Here is a 24585-nt window from a genome sequence, read left to right as displayed (position 1 = left end):
TTAGCCGAGGCGCAACAGTTGATCAGAAGATTTATCGATATCTTCCGCTGTCCGCATCATTTTGATTTGCATTTCGAACTGACGCTGCAAGCTAAGCATGCTGGTCATTTCACTTACTGCGCTCACATTACTGCCTTCTAATACGCCACTCATCAATGTGATGTCAGCATTGGCCGGCGCTAATGTATCGCCAAGCGCAGCAGCATCCCCTTTCAGGCGAAAGAGGCCATCAAGCCCTTTGTCCAAGGCCTGCTTATCAGGCTGAACTAACTTAATGCGCCCGACCGCTGCAACCGCAGTAGGCGGCGCACCAGTGGGTAATACAGAAATAGTACCGTCACCACCGATCTCTATTTTGGCGTACGGCTGAGGCACCACTATCGGTGCGCCATCATCCCCTAGGATCGCCCTGCCAGAACCGTTGGTTAACAACCCCTCCGGCGAAACAACAAGATCGCCAGCACGGGTATAGGCTTCTTGACCCTGACCATCAGCCACGGCTAACCAGCCGTCACCTTTTACCGCCACATCTAAAGAACGGCCAGTGGTCACCAAAGCACCGCCACGCAAACTTGACGCAGGATTTTCCGTCATCGCAAACACACGCGTAGGTAAACCTTCACCAAACGCCTGCATGGCACGGGACTGTTCTAGGTCGGCCTTAAAACCTGTGGTATTTGCATTCGCCAAATTGTTGGCATGCACGCCAATACTGTGAAAGTTCTGCTTGGCGCCACTCATAGCCAGATACATAAAACGATCCATGGGGACCTCGGTGTCAAAAAAACATGTCTAACAACGATATTGCAATGACTATGCCAAATAGGTAACCAACTGATAACAAAAGGGAGGGGATGAAAAAGTGGCAAAAAAATGCCGCCTCGGAGCGGGCGGCATTGACGAACTATCGTTGCGTTATCGGATCTGCAGGATAGTCTGGGTGATCGTGTTGTTCACTTCCAGAGAACGAGAGTTAGCCTGGAAGTTACGTTGACCTGTGATCAGATCAACAAGCTCAGTGGTCAGGTTTACATTTGATTGTTCCAATGTACCCGACAGTATTCGCCCGTATGACCCCTGATCGGCTTCACCAGCAATCGGATCACCAGACGATTGATTAGCCGTCCACGCCGTGTTTCCGACAGGTGCCAAACCTTGTTCATTCGCCACTTTCACCAACGCCACTTTACCTAATGGCTGTGTTGTACCGTTACTGTAAGTAGCGTTGACTAACCCGCTACTGCCAATATCAACAGAGGTCAGACGACCCACTGTCACGCCGTCTTGCGCCAGTTGTTGAACTTCGAAAGCGGAAGCAAACTGAGTCGGGTTGTTGAAATTGAAGGTAACCGTCTGGTTCACATCGGCACCGCCCATATCCAAGCCCGCACCACCCGGAGGAGCAACCCCCAAGGGTTCAGTAACCACAGGGTTACCACCATTAACCGAAGCCACGGTGCCATCGGCATTAAAGTTCATATACATACCGGTTTGACCATTAGCACCGGTAGGCTGAGTTTGCGGTGGTGGCGGTGCAACAATATCGACAGGCTGCGAGCCGTTGGGATCTGTCATCGTGGTAAACATCGCCCACTGATTCGCTACGTTAGTATCCTTTACGTAATAGGTGGTTGCTACGTAGCTCTGCCCAAGGGAATCGTAGATAGTCAGTGATGTGGCAGCGTTATATGTGGTGTTGTCCGTCGGGTCAAAGTTTGCCGGATCTAAAGCCGTTTCACCCGCGGGCAAGTTCAAGCCAATATCGACATTAGCTGTTGGTTGCGGCTGCCCTGCTGAGGATGGAATCTGCAGCGGAATAGTCGAAGCTAACGCCACCGAAGAAACGGTACCGTCCGGGTTTACCGGAAACACGCGTAAAAATTGCCCTGCAGAGTTAACCATAAAGCTATTCTCATCCAGCTTAAATGCGCCAGCACGAGTCAAGTTAACGTCAAGATCTTCCGCGTTGGCTGAGGTAGCAAAGAAACCACTGCCATCGATCGCCAAATCCAGGGAGTTGTTCGAGAACAGGAATGAGCCCTGGCTAAACTGCTGCGCCACATCTGCAGTAGTGACACCCTGGCCAACCGTTGTTTTCGAGTTACTAAACACACTAGAACTATAAACGTCGGCGAATTCAGCTCGCGACTCTTTAAAGCCGAAGGTGTTTACGTTTGAGATATTGTTGGCGGTAACATCAATATCTTTCTGAGCGGCGTTAATCCCACTCAACGCAATATTAAAAGACATAACTTCATACTCCCATTTATCTGGTGATCGCTTGGCCTGTTTTAGCCTTTAGCAACTTCAAGAACGTCACTTAAGCGGAATCCACCCTGTATACCTTGCAGATTTAATGCCACACCGTTGGCGCCACTGATACTGACGCTATCAACCTTGGCGTAAGTAGAGATAGGCAGTTCGACGCTGCTATCTCCCTGAAGAGCGTATGCCTTCACTACATAATTACCCTGCGGCAACTGATTGCCGCTTGCATCTGTACCGTCCCATTCAAAGCGGGCATTTCCAGCCTCCTTTGCCCCCATCGTAATGGAATGCACCACCTGCCCTGTGGTGTCTTCGATGCGAACGGTGACGTTATTTGTTGGCGCAGATAAACTCACGACACCATCAATGCCTGTGGTATCCGTCTTATGGCTATAGCCTGTCGGTACCAATACCTTTTGGCCCACCAAAGATGAAGCTTGTAGTGCTTGGCTCGAACTCATAATGGAGTTCAAACCTGTCATCTGTTCATTTAGTTGACCGATGCCTTCCGCCGTTGTAAACGAGCTCATCTGCGCCACCATCTCAGCGTTCTCAACCGGTTTAAACGGATCTTGATACGCAAGCTGCTGAGTCAAAAGCTGAAAGAAATCTTCCTGCGACAACATGGTGTCTTTCGGTTGATCACTGATTTCCGTTTGCGGCTCTTGCCAACTCAACTGATCGATATAATTGCTGCTTCCGCTTATCTCACTCACAATTAGCTCTCCTTACCCGACTTACTTGCCGAGCTGAAGCGTACGATTAAGCATCTGCTTTGCCGCATCAGCGATCTGAACATTGGTTTGATAACTTCGAGAAGCCGACATCATGTCCGCCATCTCTTCAACGGTATTAACGTTAGGCTTAAAGATATACCCCTGTTCATCCGCCATCGGGTGCTCAGGATCATATTGTCGAATCAGTGGCTTATCACTTTCGACGATCCCTTTCACCTCAACCGGAACAGCACTCTGGTCGCGCATGGCGCTGTCAAACTGCGCTGCAAATACCGGATGTCGCGCACGGTAAGTGGTATCAATACTGCTCGACACACTGTCAGCGTTAGCGAGGTTACTCGCGGTGGTGTTCAGACGGATAGACTGAGCACTCATTCCTGAACCTGCGACATCTAGAACGTTAAACAGACTCATGCCTATTCTCCTTTAATTGCTGAAGTAAGACCGCGGAACTTACTGCCTAAGAAGGTCAGCGAGGCTTGATGCTCCAAGGCATTTTGCAGGTAGTTATTCCGCTCTACCTGCATATCAACCGTATTTCCGTCGCCCGTATCAGGTTGATTGGGCACGCGATACTTAAGCTCGCCGGTCGGCGGCAAATTGACATTAAAATGCCGCTCATTAGTACTTGCCATGGCAAAGCCCTGCCGCGTCTGCGCATTAGCTAATGCCTGCTTAAAATCGATATCCTGCGCTTTGTATTGAGGGGTATCAGCATTGGCGATATTACTAGCCAAGACTTCAGCCCGCTGGGTACGGATACCGACAGTGTGCTGATGAATTCCCAATGCGCGATCAAAACTAATAGCCATAACGATTCCTCCACTGAAATTGTAAAAGCAATAGTCATGCCAAAGAATTTTTGGCGCTTACACGAAAGGCAAAAGAAGCAATACAAATAGGACAGACAAAAAATGCGCCAACCATGGCGCATTTTTAAGATAAGCAGATTGAGGGAGTAACCAGGCTACTTCTTCACTTTATACACGATCCCCGGATTACAACGGATCATCTCAAAATCATCACTGAGCCCAGTGATCGACTCTGACGCGCCAAGAAACAGGTGTCCTCCCGGGTTCAATGCGCCAGCAAACTGCTTCAATATCTTAGATTTCACTTCAGGAGAGAAGTAAATCAGTACGTTACGACAAAAAATCAGATCAAAACGCCCTAACAAGGCGTAACTATCCAATAAATTACAGTGACGGAAACTGACCAAGCCTCGCACTTTCGCATTCAAGCGCATTTTGTCGCCTGATGCTTCAAAGAACATACGCTTTCTTTCTGGAGACAAACCGCGAGCCAACGCCAAAGAGTCATATTCGGCGAGCTTACACTGCTCCAACATGCTATTGGATATGTCTGTCCCAAGTATCTTTCCACCACCCGGTAATGCCCCCGGCTTATTTTGCTGGTATTCCAACAAACTCATAGCAATAGAGTATGGCTCCTGACCCGAAGAACTTGCCGCCGACCAAATTTTGACGGGGCCACGATGACGAGCATATTCAGGCAGAATACGATTCTTCAACAGTTCAAAAGGATAGGTATCTCTAAACCACAAGGTTTCGTTGGTTGTCATCGCGTCAATCACTGATGCGCGCAGCTCTCGCTCTCTAGGCTGCATTGAACGCCGGATCAACTCAGACATCGATGCCAAACCGAACTTATTCATCAAAGGTGACAAGCGGCTTTTTACCAAATACTGCTTGTTTTCGCCCAGTACGATACCGCACTGTTGCTCTAAAAAGTTCCGAAATTCATTATATTCGGATTCAGCTATTGTTTTATGTGGCACGTCTACACCGTCTACTCGAAAGCTATCATGATTATTTATTACTCTTCTCTATCGCTTGAGTAACCGCACCAGCCAGTTCATCCGGATTGAACTTTGGAATAAAGTCATCTGCACCGACCTTCTTCACCATGGCTTCATTAAATACCCCACTCAAAGAGGTATGAAGGATGACATATAACCCCTGCAACTTGGGATTATTTCTAATTTCAGCGGTTAAGGTATACCCATCCATTTCGGGCATCTCAACATCTGAAATCAACAAAGCATATTTTTCTCTAATATCGTCAACGGATTCAGCGTCTTCTTTCAAAAGATCTAAGGCTTCTTTGCCGTCTTTTACCAGCTTGGTGGTCAACCCCAACGAGCTGAGGGCTCTATTGATCTGATTTCTCGCAACACTCGAATCATCAGCAATCAAAACGGCACGGCCAGCAATTGTATCGGCTAACGTGCGATCAATCAGATCACCGCTAACCTCGGTATCTGTCGGCGCTATTTCATCGAGAATTTTCTCAACGTCAAGTATCTCAACCAGTTCGTTCTCTATTTCCGTCACAGCTGTGAGATAACTATAACGTCCGGCCCCTTTCGGCGGAGGTAAGATCGCTTCCCAGTTGATATTGACGATCCGTTCTACTGACTCGACCAAGAAGCCCTGAATCGAGCGATTATACTCAGCAATGATAATAAAGCACTTCGACAGATCCTGAATTGGGCGTCCGCCAATCGCTTGGCCTAAATCGATCACGGAGATGGTTTTACCGCGAATATGAGCAAGGCCTCGAACAAAGGGGTGTAAACGGGGAATGCTAGTCAATGGCGGGCACTGCAGCACCTCCTTGACCTTGAACACATTAATGCCAAAACGCTGACGCCCTGTCAGTTTAAAAAGCAGCAATTCCAGCCTGTTTTGGCCAACCAACTGAGTCCTCTGATTGACCGTGTCTAGAATACCCGCCATAGCTTACTCCATCATTTAAAGGCACGCTTATTGCAGCGCTCCTTTTATAAATTTGCGTGACTGATGTTTGACGGACGGAACGCCTTCATTCATCTGACACAATACATAGCATAGTAAACCTATGAACAGATTAACTAAAACTCTAATATTTTTTATTGTCACAAGTTCACAGTTTGTGCATGCCAATGAACAATGGGAGTCTCACCAGCGACTACAAAACTTAGCTGAAACCTTTATTGCAGCTCAGTTTCCCGACGACAACATCAAGCGGGATATCACCGCGAATAAAATAGATGCACGCTCACGATACACACTATGCGATTCAGATATCGAAGCGGCGATCCCCGGAAAACAGCGCCTCAGTCGGAATGTCACCGTACAATTGCATTGCAAAGGCTCATCTCCCTGGCGGATCTATCTGCCAGTAAAAATTAAAGAGATGCGCCAAGTCGTCGTCGCCAAAATAGGCCTAGCGAAAGGCACAGTGCTTAATCGGCAGCATTTGAAAATAGTTTATCAAGAAAACATGTTAACGAGAGGCAGCGTCGTTTCTGAGATGGAATCTGTGATCGGTGCCAAGCTTAAACGTCAGGTACGTGTCAACTCTCCCATCTTGGAGCAACAGCTCTGTGTTGTATGCAAAGGAGAAACAGTTACAATCGTGGTGAAGTCCGATGTTTTTCATATTCGAGCTGACGGTATAGCGTTAAGCGATGCCAGTCTCGGCGAACGAGTGAGAATTAAAAACAGTCGGTCAGGAAACACCCTTGAGGCACAGGTGTCTGCAGTCGGAGTAGTGACTGTCGCTATCTAACAAAAAAATACCAAATTAGTATTAAAGTTTGTCAGGTGGTTGCCGATAAAGGGATAGCGAGATTTTATCCCACGAGGAAGCACAAATGGCGGTTGATCTGAATAAGATTGTGCCTGGGAGACCACAGGATGTGGTGGCCAATAAGCAAGCGAGACAGCAAAACGTCCAGCAGCAGGCCACAACACAGGCAAAAGCACCTGAACAAAGTGCCAAACAGGCACAGGATTCGGTTTCAATAACACCGCAGGCGCAGCAACTGGCGCAAACGCAAAAGGCGATGGCTAAAGCACCTTCTGTTAGTCAGGAGAAAGTCGCGGAACTGCGTAAGGCGATCAGTGAGGGGAACTACAAAGTAGATCCTGACAAGCTGGCGAAAGCGATGACAAAACTGGAGTCTGAGCTGTTTGGTATAAATTAGATACCAATCAGGAGTAAAGCGCTTGGAAAACCAGGACCCTATCAAACAACTGCTGGATCATCAGGTTCAGCAGCTTGAGGCGTTGCAACGGCTGCTAAAAGAGGAGCTTGAGGCTCTAAAGCACCGCGATATAGAGAAAATCAACGACATCTCGCAACAGAAAACCCATCACTTGACCGCATTGCAACAAGCCGATGCGCAACTAGCCCCTTTACTCGCCAGCAAAGAGAACGCCAACCACAATGAGGCTCGGCAACAGATCGAACTGATGTTAGAAACCTGCAAGCAACTCAATGAGATTAACGGTCAAGCGTTAAAAATGAGTATGGCAGGATTAGCGCGATTACAGAGCATGCTGGCAGGTGTTAGAAATGAAAAAGCAGGGGTAACCTACGACCAAACAGGTCAGGCAAAATCCGGTGGCAAACTGGGGCATGGCTTTAAAGTTTAACTTTATCGCCCTGCCGCCTGGCAAGATTATTTAGTCGAATGACTGTCCGTTAGCTGCATCCAGCCGTGTTGTCGGTATTCAACTCGCTGTTCAACACGCCAAAATGCGTAACCCACTGGCGCCACTAACAACCAACTTAATGCTGAATCGCGGGTCGCGGCAAGTACCACACCACTAATACACACAATTAAAAAGGGTAACGCCTCATAGAGCCAAAACGGTCGGATCCGATCATGGACTCTGCGTTGATTCTTGCCATTATCTTTCCGCCGATAATTAGACCGCAAGATCCAAATATCAGCACCACCAAGAAATAACAAAATGGCAAACACTTGCCCCCAACCAAGCTCAAAACTGGCGATACCGATAAACCCAGCTGACAAATAAAGATAGGGAAGTAATTCATATACAGGGCGCTTCATCATTGCTGTCATCCTCGCGACGATGAAACTGGATAGCGTTACAGCAGCCTGCCAGTTCAGTTAACAGTTATCTAAAGGTTAGTGCAGGATTTTTGAAGCGGGTAATTTTTCATACCCGCTCAAGAAAAAATAAACTTGATACGATTTCACGGATAAGACTAATAGTACTGAACGTCGTGAATTCGACGGGGCGGATTAAGTGATTGATAGACACGCTGTACATCAGCCATGTCCAATTCCAGCTCCGTAGCATAGAGATCGCCTAATGGGTACGTTCTGATAACCCTAGCTCCGCGCACAACACCACTAACAGCTACTTGCAGGCGATCTTCCGACAGCTCACTGCCTCCCATGCTGCTGCCAGCAGTCACTTGTTGGCCATAAATCTGTTCAGCAAGTTCACGGTAAGCATCCAATTTAGACGCCCTTATCGCTTGCAACATTCGTGTATTTTCATCCAAGCCAGGCTGCGAGCTGATCGGGGCATAGCCAACGGCATGCAAAACTGGATAGTGATCTGGGGGCACAGATTCCCACTCCACATGCTTGTCAAACATCTGACTGCAGCCAGAAAGCACCAAGGACAAAAACAACATCACTGATATCTGAATATTCATCATAACTGCCTCTGTCATCACCCTTGTTTCATCAATTGCACACCGTCTCGCATACTACTCGGCGCGATCTCGGCGAGCAGCTCATTGGGGATAAATCCCTGAGCAGACCCGACCACAATTTTGCTGGCAATATCCACCAGTCGCACATTGACCTGCACCCCCTTAGACATCGGCTGCAGCGTTCCGCTAAGCACTTGCACTATGGGCAGGTCACCTTTTAATTGGTTGAAGTTACGACTAAAAACAAAATCTCCTGTCGACGTCACCTGGATGTCATTTCGCAGCTTAAAGTCGACGACTTTACAGCCCTGCTGTTGCATTTGAGTAATAAAACTTTCCGCTAATGCTGTGCCCAACGGAGAGCTGACATTTAACGTTTCAATATCGACAAAAGAAGCGACAGCCATCATTTTGAAGCAACGTTGCGACATCGTGCCAACAAGCTCTTCAGCCATCGCCTCAACATGACTACTGATCATGGCTGAACGACTTTTGCTTGCCCAAGCCTCATCAGACAGCGCATGGGTCGCCACCGGCTCAATTGGCATCCGAGGCTCCTCAGCAGACATTTGTGGTGTCTCCGTCGCGCATGCAGAGAGCATAGCGACGAGAAGCGGTAGATAACCATAGGATGCAAAACGCATACTGACCTCTTATAAAATGCGATTACCCTTAGTATCGGCAACCTAACTAAAGGCTTGAGTGTCTGGTCGAGCTAGCTCTAGCCTGTCTCCACTAGCCACCTTTACGAATAATCATTCCTGATTGCGGTTCACGAGCAACGTAGCCTCCCGCGGCAGGCATACCAGCTTGCTCCACAAACAGTGACAGCGGCAAAAATGTCGCCGCAGTTGCCACTATTGCCCGTGACTCAACGCCGACGATCCTTGCTGTGACCTGCATACCATTGCTACCGCGCACTAAAGTGCCAGTCAAAATATATTCAATAGGATGGCGATGCTGTAACCGCAGGTAATCTCGACTTAATGTGAAATCCCCTTGGGGTGTCACATCAATGTCTCCAGTAAACTTGAAATCGATTAAGGTCCAACCCATTTGCTGCAGTTCAACCATCACCAATTCAGATATCTGATTGCCATATATATCTGTACTTTCCAGCGTACCGATATCGACAAAACTGGTCACAGCAATCGGGGTCTTTGCTGACACATAACGGCTTGAACCAATCAGCTGCAGCGCCATCTGTTTCACATGCGTAGCAAGGTCTGCGGTCTGGATCGGTGGAGCTGACTCAGGAATATAAACAGCCTCCTCTTCGCTGGTCGAGCACGCGGCCAATCCCAGGCTTATGGCCATCACCAAGAGGATGCTTTGGAAAATTCTTAAAAGGCCCATCGGCTTCTCTACCCCACGTCAAAGGATTGTTCTCACCTAAAACAAAGCAAATGCTGTGCCATAGGCTCATAAATTTAGTCCCGCACGACTAACTGGCCTAATTTTTGCGAGCACCTTACACCATTAAAAGATAGTCATTGATTTGACACCGCGTTAGTCACTAACGCCTGCCGCCTCAACAGACTGGAGCAAATAATGAGAAACAAACTGCTAGCCTGCCTCCTGTTGCTTTTTAGCGCCCCGAGCCTAGGGATTTGGTATGAAGCAGAAGGCCGCGCAGCTATCTATTCAGGCGATGTCGCCAGTGCCAGAGAGCGAGCAACACAGCAAGCAATCCAAAATGCACTAGTTCTTGCCGGAGGAACGGTCACAAGCCTGCAAGAAGTTGCCGCCGGCAAAATCGTTAACGACCAATTTGAAATCCGCACAGCAGGAACCGTACGAGATGTGCGCGTGCTGTCGGAGCGTCGTAGCGGAGACACGCTGTTTATTACGATCCATGCTGATCTCTTTCCACAGCAGTTACAATGCCAGAACGGCAGATCAAGAAAGTCACTGCTGTTGACACGATTTAAGGTCAACGATCGGATCAATGCGCGCACTGGCAGCATTGATGAGATCGGTTTGCATACCAGCCAATGGCTGTACGACCATCTCAGAGCGGAGAGTCTGCACAGTTATCCAAAGCGCTGGTTAAATGAAATATCAACCTTTAACCCTTCCCTTTACAACAACCGCAGCGTGGTTTCACCGCTTCTACCGCTGGTCGTGACCGAGAAAACCAATACCCAGTTAGTACTATTTGCAGAGATCAGAGATCTCTCCTTCAATGGTGACCTGCCTGTTCGCAAATGGCAGCAGTGGCTCTACTCACCGCCAGAGCGGAATTTCGAATTGATGGTTTATCTTATCGATGGTATCAGTGGTGAACTGACGCTGGAGAGAAGCTATCGCAGTAAAGCCCCGTGGGAGTTTAAAGCAGAAGAAGCGGTGGCTTTAGGCTCTCGCCAGTTTTGGGAATCAGCCTACGGGAGCGCCGTCTCCGATGTCATGTCGCAGCTACTCACAGATATAGATACGACACTAAGCTGCACTCCAGGACGCGGACGCATCACCCATGTAAGGAACGACGCAGTTGAAGTCGATATCGGAGTCAGCAATGGCATCCGTGTTGGTGACCGACTAACCCTGCTGCACCGTGCTGCTCATGATGGGCAAGACAACCAGCAACACGTACGGCTTCTGCCTACCACCGTTCAGTTACGGATCACTGAATCCTATCAAAACCGCGCCGTTGCCCGAGTGACCGATCCGGCACTACTAAGCGGCGTTCAGATCCATGATCTGGTCGAACTTACCGGTACGCTTTAATTTCAGCGTTAGACCAGTATAATGCTGACCGCCGACCTCGTCGGCGGTAAAAATATTCGCTCCCGTGGCACAGCTGGATAGCGCGGCCCCTTAACCCCTGCAAGATTCCTCACAAAACTATTGATGCTTCAAGGGGATACTTCTTGAGCGCAATTAGCTACAACTAAGGAATTTAGCTTAACAGGCATCTGTGTGAGTAGTTTAAAAACTGGTGGTACAAAATAGAATGATAACAACGTTGTTAGTGCTGTCCCTCCAGCAATCGCAATCGCAAAAGGAGGCCAAAATCCACCTCCTGCCACAATCAGCGGTATGAAACCTCCAATTGTTGTGATTGTTGTGGATGTGATGTGCCGGGTACAACTCATTACAGCCGCAAGGATGGCGTCTGGTTCACCTTTGCTGGCTTGTGGACACGCGCTCAGCTCACTGATAATGACGATAGCAGCATTAATTGCTAATCCAACCACACCAAGCAACGCAATAATAACCGTAAAACCAAATGGATAACCAAAAAACCAAACCGACAGTATACCTAAGCCTGCTGCTAAGCCTGCAACGATAAAAATAACCGAGCTAAGGCGGAATGAATTAAATGACAACACGACCACCAATATCATCAGCACTAGAACTACAGAAACATTGCTAACGAGCTGATTGACCGAATCATCCCTTTCCTCAGCTTCACCTCCAAAGCCTATCTTATAACCTGCAGGAAACTTATATTGTTCTAGGGCCAGCTTAAACTCATCCAACACTACTTGTGGCAAAACACCGGCCTCTATATAGCCTTCAACGATATTCACTCTGAGACCATTTCTTCGCGTGATACCACCGCTGCCAGGAACCAGCTCAAGCTGAGCGAAGTCCATTACCGACATGCCAAGATTCGTGCTTTTGGCTGTGGTCGGAAATCGGAGCTTATTTAGATCATTGTAATTTTCTCGGTCTTCATCTAATACCTTCACACGAACAGGAATCGACTCAGTGTCTTCGATAACACTGCCACTTTCACGCCCGACCAGAGAAGATTGAAGTAACCTAGCAAAATCGGTGAGATTAAGCGCATTCATCTGTATAGCTTCTTCATCGACATTTACCGTAAATTGAGGGACTCCCAATGTCAGGCTCTCCCGTGTATGAGTCACGTGAGGAATACTGGAAAGTATCAATCTGATGTCTCTTCCGATACTTTTTAATGTCTCTACATTTCGTCCGTAAACTCTTAACTCTATGGGCGCACCGAATGGAGGGCCTTGTTCGAGTTTTCGCACCAAAACCTGTGCTTCAGGCACCCTTTCATTTAGCTTGTTCTGTAGCCTTGGTATCAACTCGTTCGCTGATTCAAAGTCCGTCGTTTTTACCATCCCATGAGAAAAGAATGGTGCATTATGTGTAGGGGGAACCATATTGTAATAAAACGAAGGAAATGAAGTACCGATTAACCAGTTTACCTGTTTAACATTTGGCTCTTCTGCAATGAGCGAATTAATGACTTCAGTCGTACCTTTCGTTGCATAGATACTCGCCTGCGAAGGTAAGTAAACATGAACTTCAAACATATCTCTGTCTGCTGATGGGAAAAATTGTTCTGTCAACTGTGTGCTACTCCAGTAACCAAGTAACGGAACAGAGATCACTAGCGTTATCGCCAAATATGGATAACGAATCGCAAATGCTACCGAGCCAGTGAACCATTTGCTCAGTGCTGGGATAGTGATCCCAGCGTGGTACCAGGCTGAAGAGGTTTGATTGTCAGGCAGAAAGATACTAGATAGAGAGGCAATGACACTGTGCGAAATGATGTATGAGCCTATCAGGGAGAAAGAAACTGTTAATGCTATTGAACCCACAAACTCGCCAATTGAGCCAGGCATCAGGAATATGGGTGCAAAGGCCAGTACTGTTGTTAATGTAGAACCTAGTAGAGGTATCCAAAGATGCTGAATAGCGAGCATTGCAGATTCAACTCTTCCCTTACCGTTAAGTCGGTTAGTCTGAATGGTATCCACCATCACCACCGCGTTGTCGACCATGATACCCAGGGCAACAATAAAACCGGTTACCGACATCTGATCGATGGCAATACCGAGGTATTTCATTAAGGTCAGAGTAAATAGCATTGTCAAAGGCAAGGCCAAAGCGATGATGCAGGCGGCACGTATGCCCAAGGTGAATAGTAGAACGACCAGAACAAGGCTTAAGCCTATAAGCAAACTATTACCCAGTTCCAACAGTCTGGCTTCTGTATACGGTTGTTGAGTAAAAATAACATCGGTATTAATGTTCGCTGGTAACTCTTGCTTTAACTCTTCCAAGACATTCAGCGCCTCGGGAGACCACTGATCAACGCGCAGATCAGGCTGCATTCTCGCAGCAACCATGACTCCGTGCTTACCGTCAATAAGAGCTAACTCTGAGTAAGGTGTTTTTGCAGCTCTGGCCACCGTAGCGACGTCACTCACTCTCAAAGTGCTGCCAAAGCCATCCACCGCAATAGGTACTTGTTTGATACGCTCAATCGAATCCAACCCAGAAGACAACTCCAAACCAAAACGAGTACTTTCATTGATCAACTCACCTGCTGAACCTTTAACATCAGCTCCTTCAATTGCTGATGCGAGCTTCTCTGCAGAAAGGCCCGTAGCTACCGCATCATCGGTATTCATGCTAACTACGATTTCTTCATCCAAAAGACCAAACTCTTCTACCAAATCAGTACCGGGCAGAATTCGAAGGCGTTTGGCGAGTTCATTTGAATAACGTCCAAGAACCAGCAAGTCGGGCTCACCTTCACCCTGCCAACTCAAAGAGAAAATGGTAGTAAAGGAATCTCCCCCGTCACTGTCCAGATCGGGAGAATGTGCTTCTACTGGAAGATCAACTTCTACATCCGAAAGCTTATCCCTTATTTCGGACCAAATGGGCTCTGCATTCGTAATATCCTCACTTATCTCTACAGTGATCACCGAAACCCCTAACCTGGAAGTAGAGGTAATTAAGATAATTTCATTGATTTCTCTAAGCTTGTTTTCTATTACCTCAGTCACCAAAGACTCAACACGAGTGGCGCTGGCTCCGGGGTAGATAGTTTTGATAGTGGCAGCACGGTTAACGATGGATGGGTCTTCTGCTCTCGGTAGAGATGAATATGCCGAAAAACCACTGACAATCAAAAAGGCAACAGTTAAAACCATCAGTCGCAAGTTAGAGATAATGCTTTTGTAATCCATAACTATCGCCCCTGTGCAACTTTGACAGTCTGGCCCGGTACGACTTTGTGTAATCCGGATACAATTATTTCCTCACCTTCTAGTAACGCTCCTTGAATGTAGACTCGATGACTATCCGAGTAAATCACTTCAACAGAGCGGCTTTCTACAACCTTTTGACTGTCATTTTCAGCGATGACATAGATGTTCCAGGTTCCCCTAATTCCGTCGATCAGTGCGGTATTAGGTAACCAGTAGCCAGTCTCAGTAAACTTCTTTTGATAGGATAAGCGTGCAAGATCTCCATCTAAGGCTTCCGCCCCACCTTTAAGCGAAAAGCGCAGCCTCACGTTGCGCGATCTCAAATCAATATTAGAGGGCGTAGATATAAGAACTGCAGGAAACCTGTCACCATCCACATCTACAGAAAAGTGGCCCTGATCGATAATGCCTTTTGCATCGCCTTTATAGACACCGATAACAGCTTCTTTGTTACCCGAAGACAATAAAGCCATTGTCGGTTCACCTATGGATACAACATCCCCCAAAGAAACGAACCTGTCGCTCACAATGCCTGAATACGGAGCTCTAATAACAGACTTTTCCTGCTTGAGGTTGTTTGCATTAACAAAAGACTGAATACGCTGTAGATTTGCCTCGAGTGATTCCTTTTGGCTGCTCAAAGCATCGATGTCTGCCTCAGAACTGAACCCTTTACTCCGTAGTGAGAGTTGTCGATTAAGGTTGGCAATCGTGAGTTTAAGCTGCGCCTCTATTTCATGTAGCTGCGCTATCAACTGCTCTCTCTCTGTTTCCAGCAACTGAGTATCAAGCCTTATAAGCGCTTGGCCCGCCTGAATCTCCTCACCAATATCCACCATGATTCGAGATACTTTCCCAGATAATTCGGATCCAAGATTCGCCTTTTGATTCGCTTGTATCGTACCTACGTATTCTCTTGTCACAGTGTAGCCATCGCTCTTCTGGGCCGGTTGAACACCTACCGTCAGAAGATTTGGAGACTCGAGCTCGTTTGTTGATACATCGGAGCATGCAGCTAGCAGTAAAACGGCTAACACTGCGAAAGGTAAAACTATAAATCGTTGCATCGTTCTCTCTGGGGCCGGGCAGGAAAGAACATGAGCTTAATGCTGAGCTGATAAATTTACCGATAACATATGTTATCAATTTTGACGAAACCCCTGATGCATGCCACTGAAGTGAAATACGAGGAAACCATTAACAAATGTTATCGTTTTACCCCACGACATCGCGTTAATGTATGCCAAGTAATGCAAACCTAACTTGAAGAGAACTGTATGAAAAGGCTTACCTTTTTAGTTGTTGCATCATCATTTTCATATGCGGCAGATGCCCGTATAGAAGGCCCATCAGGATTAAGTGGTGAATTGACAGTATTACTGGGAGCTAGCTACGAGAAGTCAAATTTTAATACAAACAATAAAGGTAAGCCGGAAAATCTAAACACTAAAGGCTCATCTGATACTGAGTTTCTTGCAGTGCCATTAGGTCAACTTAGATACACACTTGGCACCGACCATGACCATCAAATATTCATTAGCACCTTAAAAGAGGATATTACAGTTGGTGACTTCGCACTCGAGCTAGGTTATAGGTTTGATGTCGGAGAACAGTCCAGTATGGGTTTTTCCTACCTGACATCTCTGGTCGGTGAGACGTTTGCTGACCCCTACTTAACAGACCAAGACCGAAAAATCGTAGACGTATCTAGCGATGCCATTAGATTTAGATACAACAACGCCTTCAACACTGCGTTATCGCTTGATATCGCATACTATACCGTTGATTTAGATGAAGAGCTATCCGGCAGTATTTACGGTGAAGCAGCTACCAAACTGCTCGATCGGAATGGTAGTGGCATATACTCGAAACTTAGTTATTCGGAGTACTTATCATCAACATCTGTCATTGAGCCGTCATTTATCTATAGGAATTTTTCAGCGGATGGTGATGCTATGTCATACGATCAAATAGGTATCGAGATAGTATATAGAAAAGCTTTCTACAAGCACGCCTTATCTTTGTCTGCAAAATATAAATCATCTAACAACGACTCGGAAAACCCGATATTTCTCAAAACACAGAATGATAAAAACTTAGGTTTGTTTTCCGCATATAAATATCAAGGAATAGCAGGTTTCGACAACCTGGATCTTAACGCTATCCTGGGGTATGAACAAACCACCTCAAACATTGATTTCTATGAGGAGAAAGAAGCAGTTGCAGGTCTAGGTCTCACCTTCAATTTTTAATTCCTCTATTCGTTACAGGCCCTAAATTTAGGGGTCTAACCAAGCTCAACCTAAAATATTAAGGAAAATCTAACTTGATAACATATGTTATCGTAGATAAATAAAAAACACATATAGAATAAGGCATCATCTGGTTATTGGTATAAAAATGCGAGTACTAATTGTATTTAATCACCCTTACGATCTTAGTTATTGCAACTCTATTCTTGAACATGTAAAGCAGGGATTAATAGAAGGAAATCATGAAGTGGATTTGATTCATTTGGATAATGATAACTTCGACCCTGTAATGCGAGGTAAAGATCTTCAGGCATTTTCAATCGCTCGTACTGACCCAGAAAGTGCGTACAAGCTACTTGATCCTATGGTATTACAATATAAGCAGAGGGTCGAATGTGCTGAACATATCATTTTTATATTTCCTATTTGGTGGGAACTTATGCCGGCATTGATGAAGGGGTTCATAGACAAACTAATTTTTCCCGGCATTGCATATCAGTACAGCAACAAAGGTACCGGTATGTCATGTACTTTAAATAAATTAAAGGGTGTGACAATGATAACGACAATGAACACACCTTCTCTCGTATATAGATTATTATTTGGTAATGCGATTAAGAAAGCCATTATGATGGGAACGTTCTGGAAGATTGGCGTTAAAAACAGAAAGTGGATAAATCTAACAAATGTAAAGTCAGCGTCTAATAAGAAAAGGGAAAAATGGTTAGTAAATTTCAGAGAAAAATTTAAAAAAATTAACTGAGTCAACAAGCACGTCTGAAATTACCATTATACAATAGCAAATATAAAGCACACATTTAAAAAATATGAAAAAAACGAAAAACAATTTAATTTATTACATCTTGCAATAACAAACCGTATAAAAATCAAACCAACAATAGAAAGGTTAATTATAGAAAATAGCAGATAATAACAAATATCTCCCAAATATTACTTTCTACACCTAATCCGACTTAGGGAGACAGAAGTAATTCCCAAATATGATGCAATATAGTGCTGAGGTATCTTTCTTAGCAAATCAGAATTGTTTTTTACCAATTCTTCATATCTCTCTTGAGGGGTATCTTTAATTCTAGATAAGAAGAGCCTTTGGTAGTGTCTCATTCGTTCACACACCACTCTAAAAACTGCATTTTTTAATTCAGATGATTCAGCAATCTTTTCCTTGAATTGCTTTTTAGGGATGACATATAAAGTAGTTGGAAGAATAGCTTCAACGGTAAATAGACTTGGCTCATCATACATAAAGCTATCAAATGACAAAAGGAAACTTCCCTCAAGAAAAAATTGGAACGAAACATCATTCCCATCTTTGTTGAACCAAGATCTTAAGCAACCATTCTTAACATAATAAACAGATTCGGTAACTTCACCTTCCAAAATAATGGCTTCTTTTTTCTTCAGGTAGACTTTATCAGCATTTTGAAAATAGGTTTGCCAGAGGTTGTTTACATCTTCCACAGTACAATCCTTAGAATCTAAAATATTAATTATAGAAAATAACCTTCGTAGCAAGACATATCCCCCCTAACCAGAGAGCACATTTCAATAAGAATCACAGTAGTAAGAAAATGTCAACCAATTCTTTCCCGGCTACACCGAATGGAAACAGCTCTATGCCCCTGTATTTTATGTGGTTCACACTTAAAATGTTGGATGCTTTCGTTGATTGCTATAAACTTGAAATACGTCCTCGTAGTTAAATGGATATAACCCGGACCTCCTAAGTCTGTATTGCAGGTTCGATTCCTGCCGAGGACGCCATTTTTACCGAGTCTATTTGCAATATCCCCCTTCATCAGGGCAAAGTTATCTCCTCTACCACCCGACTATGGACTTCAATATGCGTGCACTCTATGCCACGGCTTTAGCATTATTCATCTTTCTGCCCTGCTCTGTCATGGCCGCTATTTCCCCCGCACTTTTTGAAGTCAGTAAACAAGGGCATACCAGCTATTTCTTTGGTTCTGTGCATATGGGCGAAGCCCGCTACTACCCACTTCCTAGCGCCATTGAGCAACGCTTCAAGCAGAGCCAAAGGCTGGTGATGGAAATCGACATGGCCGATGAATCCGCCATCCAAATGGAAATGATGCAACTCATGATGCAGCACGGGATGTACCTCGATGGCAGCGATCTAAAAACCCACATTCCCTCATCGCTATACCGGCAAACGATGAAAACAGCCGAGCGCTTAGGCGTGCCTGCCAACAGCATTCAGCAGTTACGTCCATGGGCCGTCGCTCTGCTCATTGGCCAACACTATTATTTAACCATGGGTTTAGATCCAAATTGGGGAGTCGACCAGTACTTTAGTCAACAGGCAATAAAAACAGGTAAAGCCATTTATGGCTTAGAAACCCTTGCCGAACAGATTAATGCGATGTTGGCAGCTGACGGCGAAGGCAGCAGTATGTTGCAGCAAGTACTGGACGAAGCAGACAGCAGCAGTGACTACACCCAACGCATGATGACCGCTTGGGAAAAAGGTAACAGCAGTGAACTTAGCGCCATATTTAATGAAGAACTAGACGACACACAGGCGGATAAACTGTTTGTTGAACATCTGCTATTAAAACGGAATCAAAATTGGCTGCAACAACTGAAGCCAATGATGAAGAAAGAAACGCTATTCGTGGTCGTCGGTGCTGCGCATTTAGTTGGCCCAGAGAATATTTTGGACAGCTTTCGCCAAGCTGGTTACCAAGTAAAAGCTGTCAGCTATTAAGCCACAATGGCAAGCAAGCGCTGGTAACAGTGGCAATGAGTTAGAGGTGCGCCAATGAGCGATGATGAGTATCTACTATTTGATGCCGAGATGGCGGACGTTAAAAAATTGGCCGGAACAGAAACGGTTGCCCATCACTCAAAACGTGCAGGATTAGACCAAGAGAAACAGGCCAAACGGGAAGCCGCACAGGCCAACCTATCTCAGCCAGATGATCCGCTATCAACAGAGATCTGCGATTTGATCGGGCCTGACGATGAACTGAGTTTTGTGCGCCCAGGTGTACAACATGGTGTTTTTAAAAAGCTACGCCAAGGACGGTATCAGATCGAAGCAAGACTGGACCTGCACCAACACTCCGTCGAGCAAGCGCGACTAGCGGTCAAAGGGTTTCTTGATGACTGCCGCCGAATGGAGGTGCGAAGCGCCATCATAGTGCATGGTATTGGTCGTCACTCCAAGCCCCCCGCCTTGCTTAAAAGTGCCGTTAATCAATGGCTGCAAGCATTAGCTGAAGTACAAGCATTTCACACCTGCCAACGCCACCACGGCGGACTCGGCGCCGTCTACGTGATGCTAAAAAAGGGAGCGACAAAAAAGCTTGAGACCAAAGAACGCATTCAACATCGCCGCGGATAGCCCGCGGCTAAATTCAACCTCTGTGACGGTTTAGTTGGCTAAAAACAAAGGGAGCCGTCAACCACTGTGGACTATCGTCCTCAGGCAACTCTTCCCATTCTGTTTGCTGGTTAAAGCAGTGAAAGCCACGGCGTTCATAATTGGCAAGGGCATACTTATGATCCTCACTGCAGGTATGAACCCAAACACGTTCTGGCGCTAACGACCAGGCACTCTGTATCGCCTCAACAAGCAGACGACTACCCAACCCCTTGCCGTAAAACGTGGGCAATAAACCAAAGAAGTGCAGTTCGACACTGTTATCTGGATGAGTAAACAGTTCGAAGTAACCTGCCAAGCTACCATCGTAGGTAGCCATGAAAGTGGTGACACGTTCATCAGTAAGGTGGCTTAGCCACGCAGCGTAGTCCCACCCCAAACGGCTATACCAGCGCCAGGGACCGCCCACGGCACGAAACATGAATTGGTTGAACTCAGGCACGATATGCTGACAGCGCTGAACAGAAAAACCTGCTACAGGCTCAGCGGCAACAAGGTCATCAGGTGTCGTCATTTCCAGATAGTAAGTGGTCACTTGTTTTTTCAAAAATAGCTCCAACGCAATAACAGATATAAACAGTGGCGAATGGTCGCCCGGCCGACTCAATAACCCCGGTTTCGGTCGATCAAATGGTGCATAGGTAGTCCGCGGCTAACACGGCGATAATTTTCAATCACTTGCGCAACCACAGCATGCTGATCGGTCAAGGCCGCACAATGGGGTGTCACGACAATGTCTCTATGCTGCCAGAAGGGATGTTGCGCAGGTAAAGGCTCCTGCATAAAAACATCCAACGTCGCCCCCGAGAGCTGACCATCGCTGAGTGCAGCCAACAGATCAGTCTCCACCAAGTGCTCCCCTCGCCCCACATTAATCAAGTAGCAACTTCGCTGACATTCAGCGAACAGCTCCCCGTTGAGAATACCCCGAGTCGCGCTGGTTAAAGGCAAGGTATTGATCACATAGTCCGCGCTTGCCAAGGCGGCATGTAAAAGTTTTTTACCGCATATAGCCGTGTCATCGTCAGCGCGTGGTTCTCGCACCCAGCGCACAACATGAAACCCTTGCAGCTCCAGCGCCCTAGCGACCGCACTGCCTATTTGCCCAGCCCCAAGCACAACGACATTGTATTTAGGCGTTGCACTGATAGGAGCCCATTCACGCCGTTGCTGTTGTGCCATTAAATCAGCCAGTCGCAAATGATGGCGCAAAACATGAGCCACCACATACCGTGCCATAGCGTTCGCCAGGTTGGGGTCGACAATGCGCGCCAAGGGTATATCACGCAAAGCATTTAGCTCTAATAGACGATCCACTCCGGCGCCAAAGGCGATCACCCCCGACAGATTCTCAAAATCTGCAACCATCTGTTCGGTCACCGACCATACCAAGGCCACCTTTACGACCTCGGGTGCAGTAATGGCTGGCCAACACTGAATATCAATCTCTGGGCCTTGGCATCTCATTGCTGCCAACAGTGGCGAGACATCTCTATCTGGTATAACAACAGCTAACGACATATCAAAGAAGTGTGACAGAAACCCCTGCCTAGTTTACGCGATGCGACACAGGGATCCAGATAGCATGACCTATGTCGATTTTTGGCAACCTAATCGTACAAGCTGATTTAAGTTTCTCTTGCAAACGTCGATACTTAGCTAGACTCCTATAGGAGATGCAGCAGCACATCACCAACCTAGTTGTGTGACCGTGTGCGACGCCACGGACAGGTTTTTTATGCTAGCGTTTACTATGAATATATTTTGACGGCTAACTCCGCGGGCGATAAACGAATGATAAGAAGTAAGTTCCCTGGAATAGGTAAGATAAACTTCAAGCTTGGAGGTCTCTCGTTCCTTCAACGCTTATATCTACTTATTGGCATACTCACCCTAATGCTCCTGCTCACTGGTATATTTGGGCTCATCTCTATTAACTCCTTAAATAATGGAGCAGAAGAGGTTTCAGAGCGTGCATTGCCGCAACTAAAAGCCAGCCAAAATCTGTTTATCTCATTACAAGAGGTGGCACAGAGCATTACCAGTATCCTGAGTGAAAGAGATCCTGCACAGGTAGAACTACTAGCCACCAGCTACCGCGATGCCTTGGTGCAAGCGAACGCATCACTGGAGCAACTCAACGAAGTGGTATCAGCAGATGCTAAGCCCAGCGTTGAGGTGCTGTCAGGTCTGCTTCCCAACATGGGACAACAAGCAGAAAATGTGATTAACGGCTATAGCCAACAGCTAAACGACGAAGAGGCTGCATCCATCCAGGTGCGAGAATTACAACTGGAGTTTTCCCGCCTCAAACAACACCTGACCAAAGTCGCCAACTCAACTGGTGATGATTACGTTAACTGGACCCTAAGTGAGTTTCTTAATCCATTTGAAAAACTGGAAGCGACACTGTTTGACGGTTTAAATAGTGGATCCGTAGCTCAGTTAGAAGAAGCAGGTGCCTTGGTCGATGGCATGCTACCCAACCTTGATGGGAAAATGTCAGACACCATCGATGAATTCGAGATGTATGAAGATAGCCGTACCAGCTATCGCGATGAATTCACTGGACGCTGGGAGGCTATCAAGCTCGACTTTACCCTTGGTGGCGGCGGCAAGGTTACTAACTACCTCAACCTGCTCAAACTGCAACAAGCAAACCTACAGTACAAAACGGCACTGGCAGATATCCAGCAACAATCACGGCAACAGGTCGAACAACTAATACAAGCATCTGATGCTGCCGTTGAGAAATCATCCAGTAGCGCAAAGTTGACCTACCGCAGCAGTATGAGTTTGGTCATCATTATCTTGGTCGCATCGGTAACTGTTGCCATATTGTTTGGTCTTTGGCTGAGTAGCCAGATGCGCAAGGCACTGAAAGATGTCAGTCACTCATTGCGTGCCGTCGCCAGTGGCGACATGACCACTCGCGTCAGCTATAACAACAAAGACGAATTTGGTGCCATCGCTGATGATGTAAATATGGTAGCCAGCCAGATGCAGGAAACCCTTGCCAGTTTCAGTGTTTCAGCCGACGAGCAAGCAAGGATCGCCGCCGATAATAGCCACGCATGTAACGATGCCAATGCGAGCCTAGAGCATCAACGAAACAATATCGGTGCATTAGCCACAGCCATGACACAGATGGAAGCGTCGTTCAGTGAAGTAGCGAAGAACGCCTCTGATACCGCAGAGCAGGTGCATCAAGTAGAAGACGCTGCCAATCAAGGTAGTGATATCATGACGACAACCATTACCAGCACTAACCAGCTGTCTGAACAACTGCAAAGTTCTGCCGATAAGATCCAAGAAGTCGAACACTTCAGTGACCAAATTGGGCAGATCTTAGATGTGATCCGCGGCATTGCTGAGCAAACTAACTTGTTGGCACTTAACGCAGCCATTGAAGCTGCCCGAGCTGGTGAACAGGGTCGTGGTTTCGCCGTGGTTGCCGACGAGGTCAGAAACCTGGCCAAGCGTACCTCGGAGTCCACTTCAGAGATCAACCAACGCATCGAAAATCTGCAAAGCAGTATCCGTGAAGCTGCGGGCTCAGTCCGTGATGCCACAGATCGCATGCAAGAGAATGTTATTCAGGTCAGTGACGCCGACGGTGCCATGGGCACCATCAAGTCGATCCTCACACAAATTGCTGATATGTCTAATCAAATCAGTGTGGCTGCCGAGGAGCAACGTTGTACCACTGAAGAGATGACACGCAACGTCAATATGATTAACGAAGCTGCCGATGCCAACATGGTGGTATTTGAGCAGATCACCGAAACAAGCTCGAAACAATCGAGTATGTCAGAAGAGCAAAAAGCTCATTGCATGCGCTACAAAACTTAGCCAGCGACTGATTTAGTCAATCTATTTAAAGGTCAGCCATTGCTGGCCTTTTTTGATCCGCCCATTTAAGACTATGCTTGTTAGGAGACAACCTGATGACATAGCCGTTATGCACCGACATTTAGCCATACTCCTCCTCTTCCTCTTAAGCCATACGACTCATGCAGATGAACCGCTCTACCTCCGGTGTGACTGTAACTGGTGGCAAGCGCTACCTGAGTACCAGATGCAGCAAGTTGGCAGCGCAAACCTTTATCGCACAGAAATTGAGATTAAGAACGCTAGCTTCCCAATCAACTTTAAGCTGGTTGATGTGAACTACACACCCGGTAGCAATTTTGGCTATCTCAACCCCACTGATCGGGTCATCACCATGGGCAGAGTAGTTAAAGCAACACCAGATGCAGTCAAAGAAAATTTCGAGTTCATGCCGCCCGCACCTGGGATCTATCAGATATTCCTCGATCTCGATGGCAAAACCCCCATGGTATTTATATCCAAGGCGATCTAAGTGAATAACATCAATAAAGCCCCGGCAATAAAAAAGGGCCCTAAGGCCCTTTCTTCTTACTTCGCATCAACGCCAG

The 24585-nt window shown here is 46.6% G+C and carries 26 protein-coding genes and 1 tRNA gene; 11 read left to right on the top strand and 16 right to left on the bottom strand.

Features of this window, described 5'->3' with window-relative positions; all coding sequences use genetic code 11:
• The 7 genes from EZV61_RS05210 to EZV61_RS05180 form a co-directional block, all read right to left on the bottom strand.
• Positions 1-765 (bottom strand): flagellar basal body rod protein FlgF, encoded by a 765-nt coding sequence (locus EZV61_RS05210; protein ID WP_114339783.1) that lies wholly within the window; start codon positions 763-765, stop codon positions 1-3.
• 150 nt (positions 766-915) lie between these two features.
• Positions 916-2250: a flagellar hook protein FlgE gene (gene flgE, locus EZV61_RS05205; RefSeq protein WP_114339784.1), complete on the bottom strand. Its 1335-nt coding sequence runs from the start codon at positions 2248-2250 to the stop codon at positions 916-918.
• Positions 2251-2291: 41 nt separating this feature from the next.
• On the bottom strand, positions 2292-2984 hold the full coding sequence (locus tag EZV61_RS05200; protein ID WP_114339785.1) for a flagellar hook assembly protein FlgD: 693 nt from the start codon (positions 2982-2984) through the stop codon (positions 2292-2294).
• A 21-nt stretch (positions 2985-3005) separates the two neighbouring features.
• A complete protein-coding gene (gene flgC / locus EZV61_RS05195) occupies positions 3006-3419 on the bottom strand; it encodes a flagellar basal body rod protein FlgC (protein ID WP_114339786.1) in 414 nt (137 codons plus the stop codon).
• A gap of 2 nt (positions 3420-3421) precedes the next feature.
• The gene (gene flgB / locus EZV61_RS05190) at positions 3422-3817 is read right to left on the bottom strand and encodes a flagellar basal body rod protein FlgB (RefSeq protein ID WP_114339787.1); all 396 of its coding nucleotides are present in this window, start codon (positions 3815-3817) and stop codon (positions 3422-3424) included.
• Positions 3818-3972: 155 nt separating this feature from the next.
• Positions 3973-4803 (bottom strand): CheR family methyltransferase, encoded by an 831-nt coding sequence (locus EZV61_RS05185; protein WP_114339788.1) that lies wholly within the window; start codon positions 4801-4803, stop codon positions 3973-3975.
• 31 nt (positions 4804-4834) lie between these two features.
• Positions 4835-5764 carry a chemotaxis protein CheV gene (locus tag EZV61_RS05180; RefSeq protein WP_131414545.1) on the bottom strand — a complete coding sequence of 310 codons (930 nt, stop codon included), beginning with the start codon at positions 5762-5764 and terminating at the stop codon, positions 4835-4837.
• A gap of 121 nt (positions 5765-5885) precedes the next feature.
• Between EZV61_RS05180 and flgA the strand changes: the two genes are divergently transcribed.
• From flgA to flgN, 3 genes are all read left to right on the top strand, one after another.
• A complete protein-coding gene (flgA, locus tag EZV61_RS05175; protein ID WP_114339790.1) occupies positions 5886-6578 on the top strand; it encodes a flagellar basal body P-ring formation chaperone FlgA in 693 nt (230 codons plus the stop codon).
• Between the two features lie 85 nt (positions 6579-6663).
• A complete protein-coding gene (gene flgM, locus EZV61_RS05170; protein WP_114339791.1) occupies positions 6664-6996 on the top strand; it encodes a flagellar biosynthesis anti-sigma factor FlgM in 333 nt (110 codons plus the stop codon).
• Positions 6997-7018: 22 nt separating this feature from the next.
• A complete protein-coding gene (gene flgN, locus EZV61_RS05165; RefSeq protein WP_158538129.1) occupies positions 7019-7447 on the top strand; it encodes a flagellar protein FlgN in 429 nt (142 codons plus the stop codon).
• 26 nt (positions 7448-7473) lie between these two features.
• Here the strand turns inward: flgN and EZV61_RS05160 are convergent, their stop codons facing one another.
• The 4 genes from EZV61_RS05160 to EZV61_RS05145 all read right to left on the bottom strand — a co-directional run bounded on the left by EZV61_RS05160 (position 7474) and on the right by EZV61_RS05145 (position 9803).
• Positions 7474-7872: a hypothetical protein gene (locus EZV61_RS05160; RefSeq protein WP_114339793.1), complete on the bottom strand. Its 399-nt coding sequence runs from the start codon at positions 7870-7872 to the stop codon at positions 7474-7476.
• A gap of 155 nt (positions 7873-8027) precedes the next feature.
• Entirely contained in the window at positions 8028-8486 is a 459-nt protein-coding gene (locus tag EZV61_RS05155; protein ID WP_114339841.1) for an LPP20 family lipoprotein, read from the bottom strand.
• 17 nt (positions 8487-8503) lie between these two features.
• The gene (locus EZV61_RS05150) at positions 8504-9130 is read right to left on the bottom strand and encodes a FlgO family outer membrane protein (RefSeq protein WP_131414544.1); all 627 of its coding nucleotides are present in this window, start codon (positions 9128-9130) and stop codon (positions 8504-8506) included.
• 91 nt (positions 9131-9221) lie between these two features.
• Entirely contained in the window at positions 9222-9803 is a 582-nt protein-coding gene (locus EZV61_RS05145) for a FlgO family outer membrane protein (protein WP_114339795.1), read from the bottom strand.
• Between the two features lie 234 nt (positions 9804-10037).
• Here EZV61_RS05145 and EZV61_RS05140 point away from each other — a divergent pair, with 234 nt between their 5' ends.
• The gene (locus tag EZV61_RS05140; protein WP_131414542.1) at positions 10038-11213 is read left to right on the top strand and encodes a flagellar assembly protein T N-terminal domain-containing protein; all 1176 of its coding nucleotides are present in this window, start codon (positions 10038-10040) and stop codon (positions 11211-11213) included.
• A gap of 128 nt (positions 11214-11341) precedes the next feature.
• Here EZV61_RS05140 and EZV61_RS05135 read toward each other — a convergent pair whose 3' ends face one another.
• A complete protein-coding gene (locus EZV61_RS05135) occupies positions 11342-14446 on the bottom strand; it encodes an efflux RND transporter permease subunit (RefSeq protein ID WP_131414541.1) in 3105 nt (1034 codons plus the stop codon).
• A gap of 2 nt (positions 14447-14448) precedes the next feature.
• A complete protein-coding gene (locus EZV61_RS05130) occupies positions 14449-15534 on the bottom strand; it encodes an efflux RND transporter periplasmic adaptor subunit (protein WP_131414540.1) in 1086 nt (361 codons plus the stop codon).
• Positions 15535-15744: 210 nt separating this feature from the next.
• Between EZV61_RS05130 and EZV61_RS05125 the strand changes: the two genes are divergently transcribed.
• Together EZV61_RS05125 and EZV61_RS05120 are read left to right on the top strand one after the other, a co-directional pair.
• Positions 15745-16719, top strand: a complete 975-nt coding sequence (locus tag EZV61_RS05125) for a DUF2860 family protein (RefSeq protein ID WP_131414539.1) — start codon at positions 15745-15747, stop codon at positions 16717-16719.
• A gap of 148 nt (positions 16720-16867) precedes the next feature.
• The gene (locus EZV61_RS05120; protein ID WP_131414538.1) at positions 16868-17482 is read left to right on the top strand and encodes an NAD(P)H-dependent oxidoreductase; all 615 of its coding nucleotides are present in this window, start codon (positions 16868-16870) and stop codon (positions 17480-17482) included.
• A gap of 188 nt (positions 17483-17670) precedes the next feature.
• On the opposite strand, the gene EZV61_RS05115 is transcribed toward EZV61_RS05120, so the two are convergent.
• Positions 17671-18201, bottom strand: a complete 531-nt coding sequence (locus EZV61_RS05115; protein WP_165569535.1) for a Crp/Fnr family transcriptional regulator — start codon at positions 18199-18201, stop codon at positions 17671-17673.
• Between the two features lie 228 nt (positions 18202-18429).
• Between EZV61_RS05115 and EZV61_RS05110 the strand changes: the two genes are divergently transcribed.
• From EZV61_RS05110 to smrA, 3 genes are all read left to right on the top strand, one after another.
• A tRNA-Arg gene (locus tag EZV61_RS05110) sits at positions 18430-18504 on the top strand.
• A 79-nt stretch (positions 18505-18583) separates the two neighbouring features.
• Positions 18584-19468: a TraB/GumN family protein gene (locus EZV61_RS05105; RefSeq protein WP_165569534.1), complete on the top strand. Its 885-nt coding sequence runs from the start codon at positions 18584-18586 to the stop codon at positions 19466-19468.
• Positions 19469-19522: 54 nt separating this feature from the next.
• Positions 19523-20107, top strand: coding sequence for a DNA endonuclease SmrA (gene smrA, locus EZV61_RS05100; protein ID WP_131414535.1), 585 nt, complete (start codon positions 19523-19525; stop codon positions 20105-20107).
• Positions 20108-20120: 13 nt separating this feature from the next.
• Here smrA and EZV61_RS05095 read toward each other — a convergent pair whose 3' ends face one another.
• Entirely contained in the window at positions 20121-20693 is a 573-nt protein-coding gene (locus tag EZV61_RS05095) for a GNAT family N-acetyltransferase (protein ID WP_130567904.1), read from the bottom strand.
• 56 nt (positions 20694-20749) lie between these two features.
• Positions 20750-21613 carry a 2-hydroxyacid dehydrogenase gene (locus tag EZV61_RS05090; protein WP_165569533.1) on the bottom strand — a complete coding sequence of 288 codons (864 nt, stop codon included), beginning with the start codon at positions 21611-21613 and terminating at the stop codon, positions 20750-20752.
• Between the two features lie 327 nt (positions 21614-21940).
• Between EZV61_RS05090 and EZV61_RS05085 the strand changes: the two genes are divergently transcribed.
• Together EZV61_RS05085 and EZV61_RS05080 are read left to right on the top strand one after the other, a co-directional pair.
• Positions 21941-23998: a methyl-accepting chemotaxis protein gene (locus EZV61_RS05085; RefSeq protein WP_131414533.1), complete on the top strand. Its 2058-nt coding sequence runs from the start codon at positions 21941-21943 to the stop codon at positions 23996-23998.
• A 226-nt stretch (positions 23999-24224) separates the two neighbouring features.
• Positions 24225-24509 carry a hypothetical protein gene (locus EZV61_RS05080; RefSeq protein WP_131414532.1) on the top strand — a complete coding sequence of 95 codons (285 nt, stop codon included), beginning with the start codon at positions 24225-24227 and terminating at the stop codon, positions 24507-24509.
• Positions 24510-24585: the final 76 nt, after the last annotated feature.

The sequence above is a fragment of the Corallincola luteus genome, from assembly GCF_004336975.1.
Classification (GTDB): domain Bacteria; phylum Pseudomonadota; class Gammaproteobacteria; order Enterobacterales; family Neiellaceae; genus Corallincola; species Corallincola holothuriorum.
The sequence above is the reverse complement of the archived record's forward strand: the minus strand, read 5'-3'. Positions and strand labels throughout refer to the sequence as shown.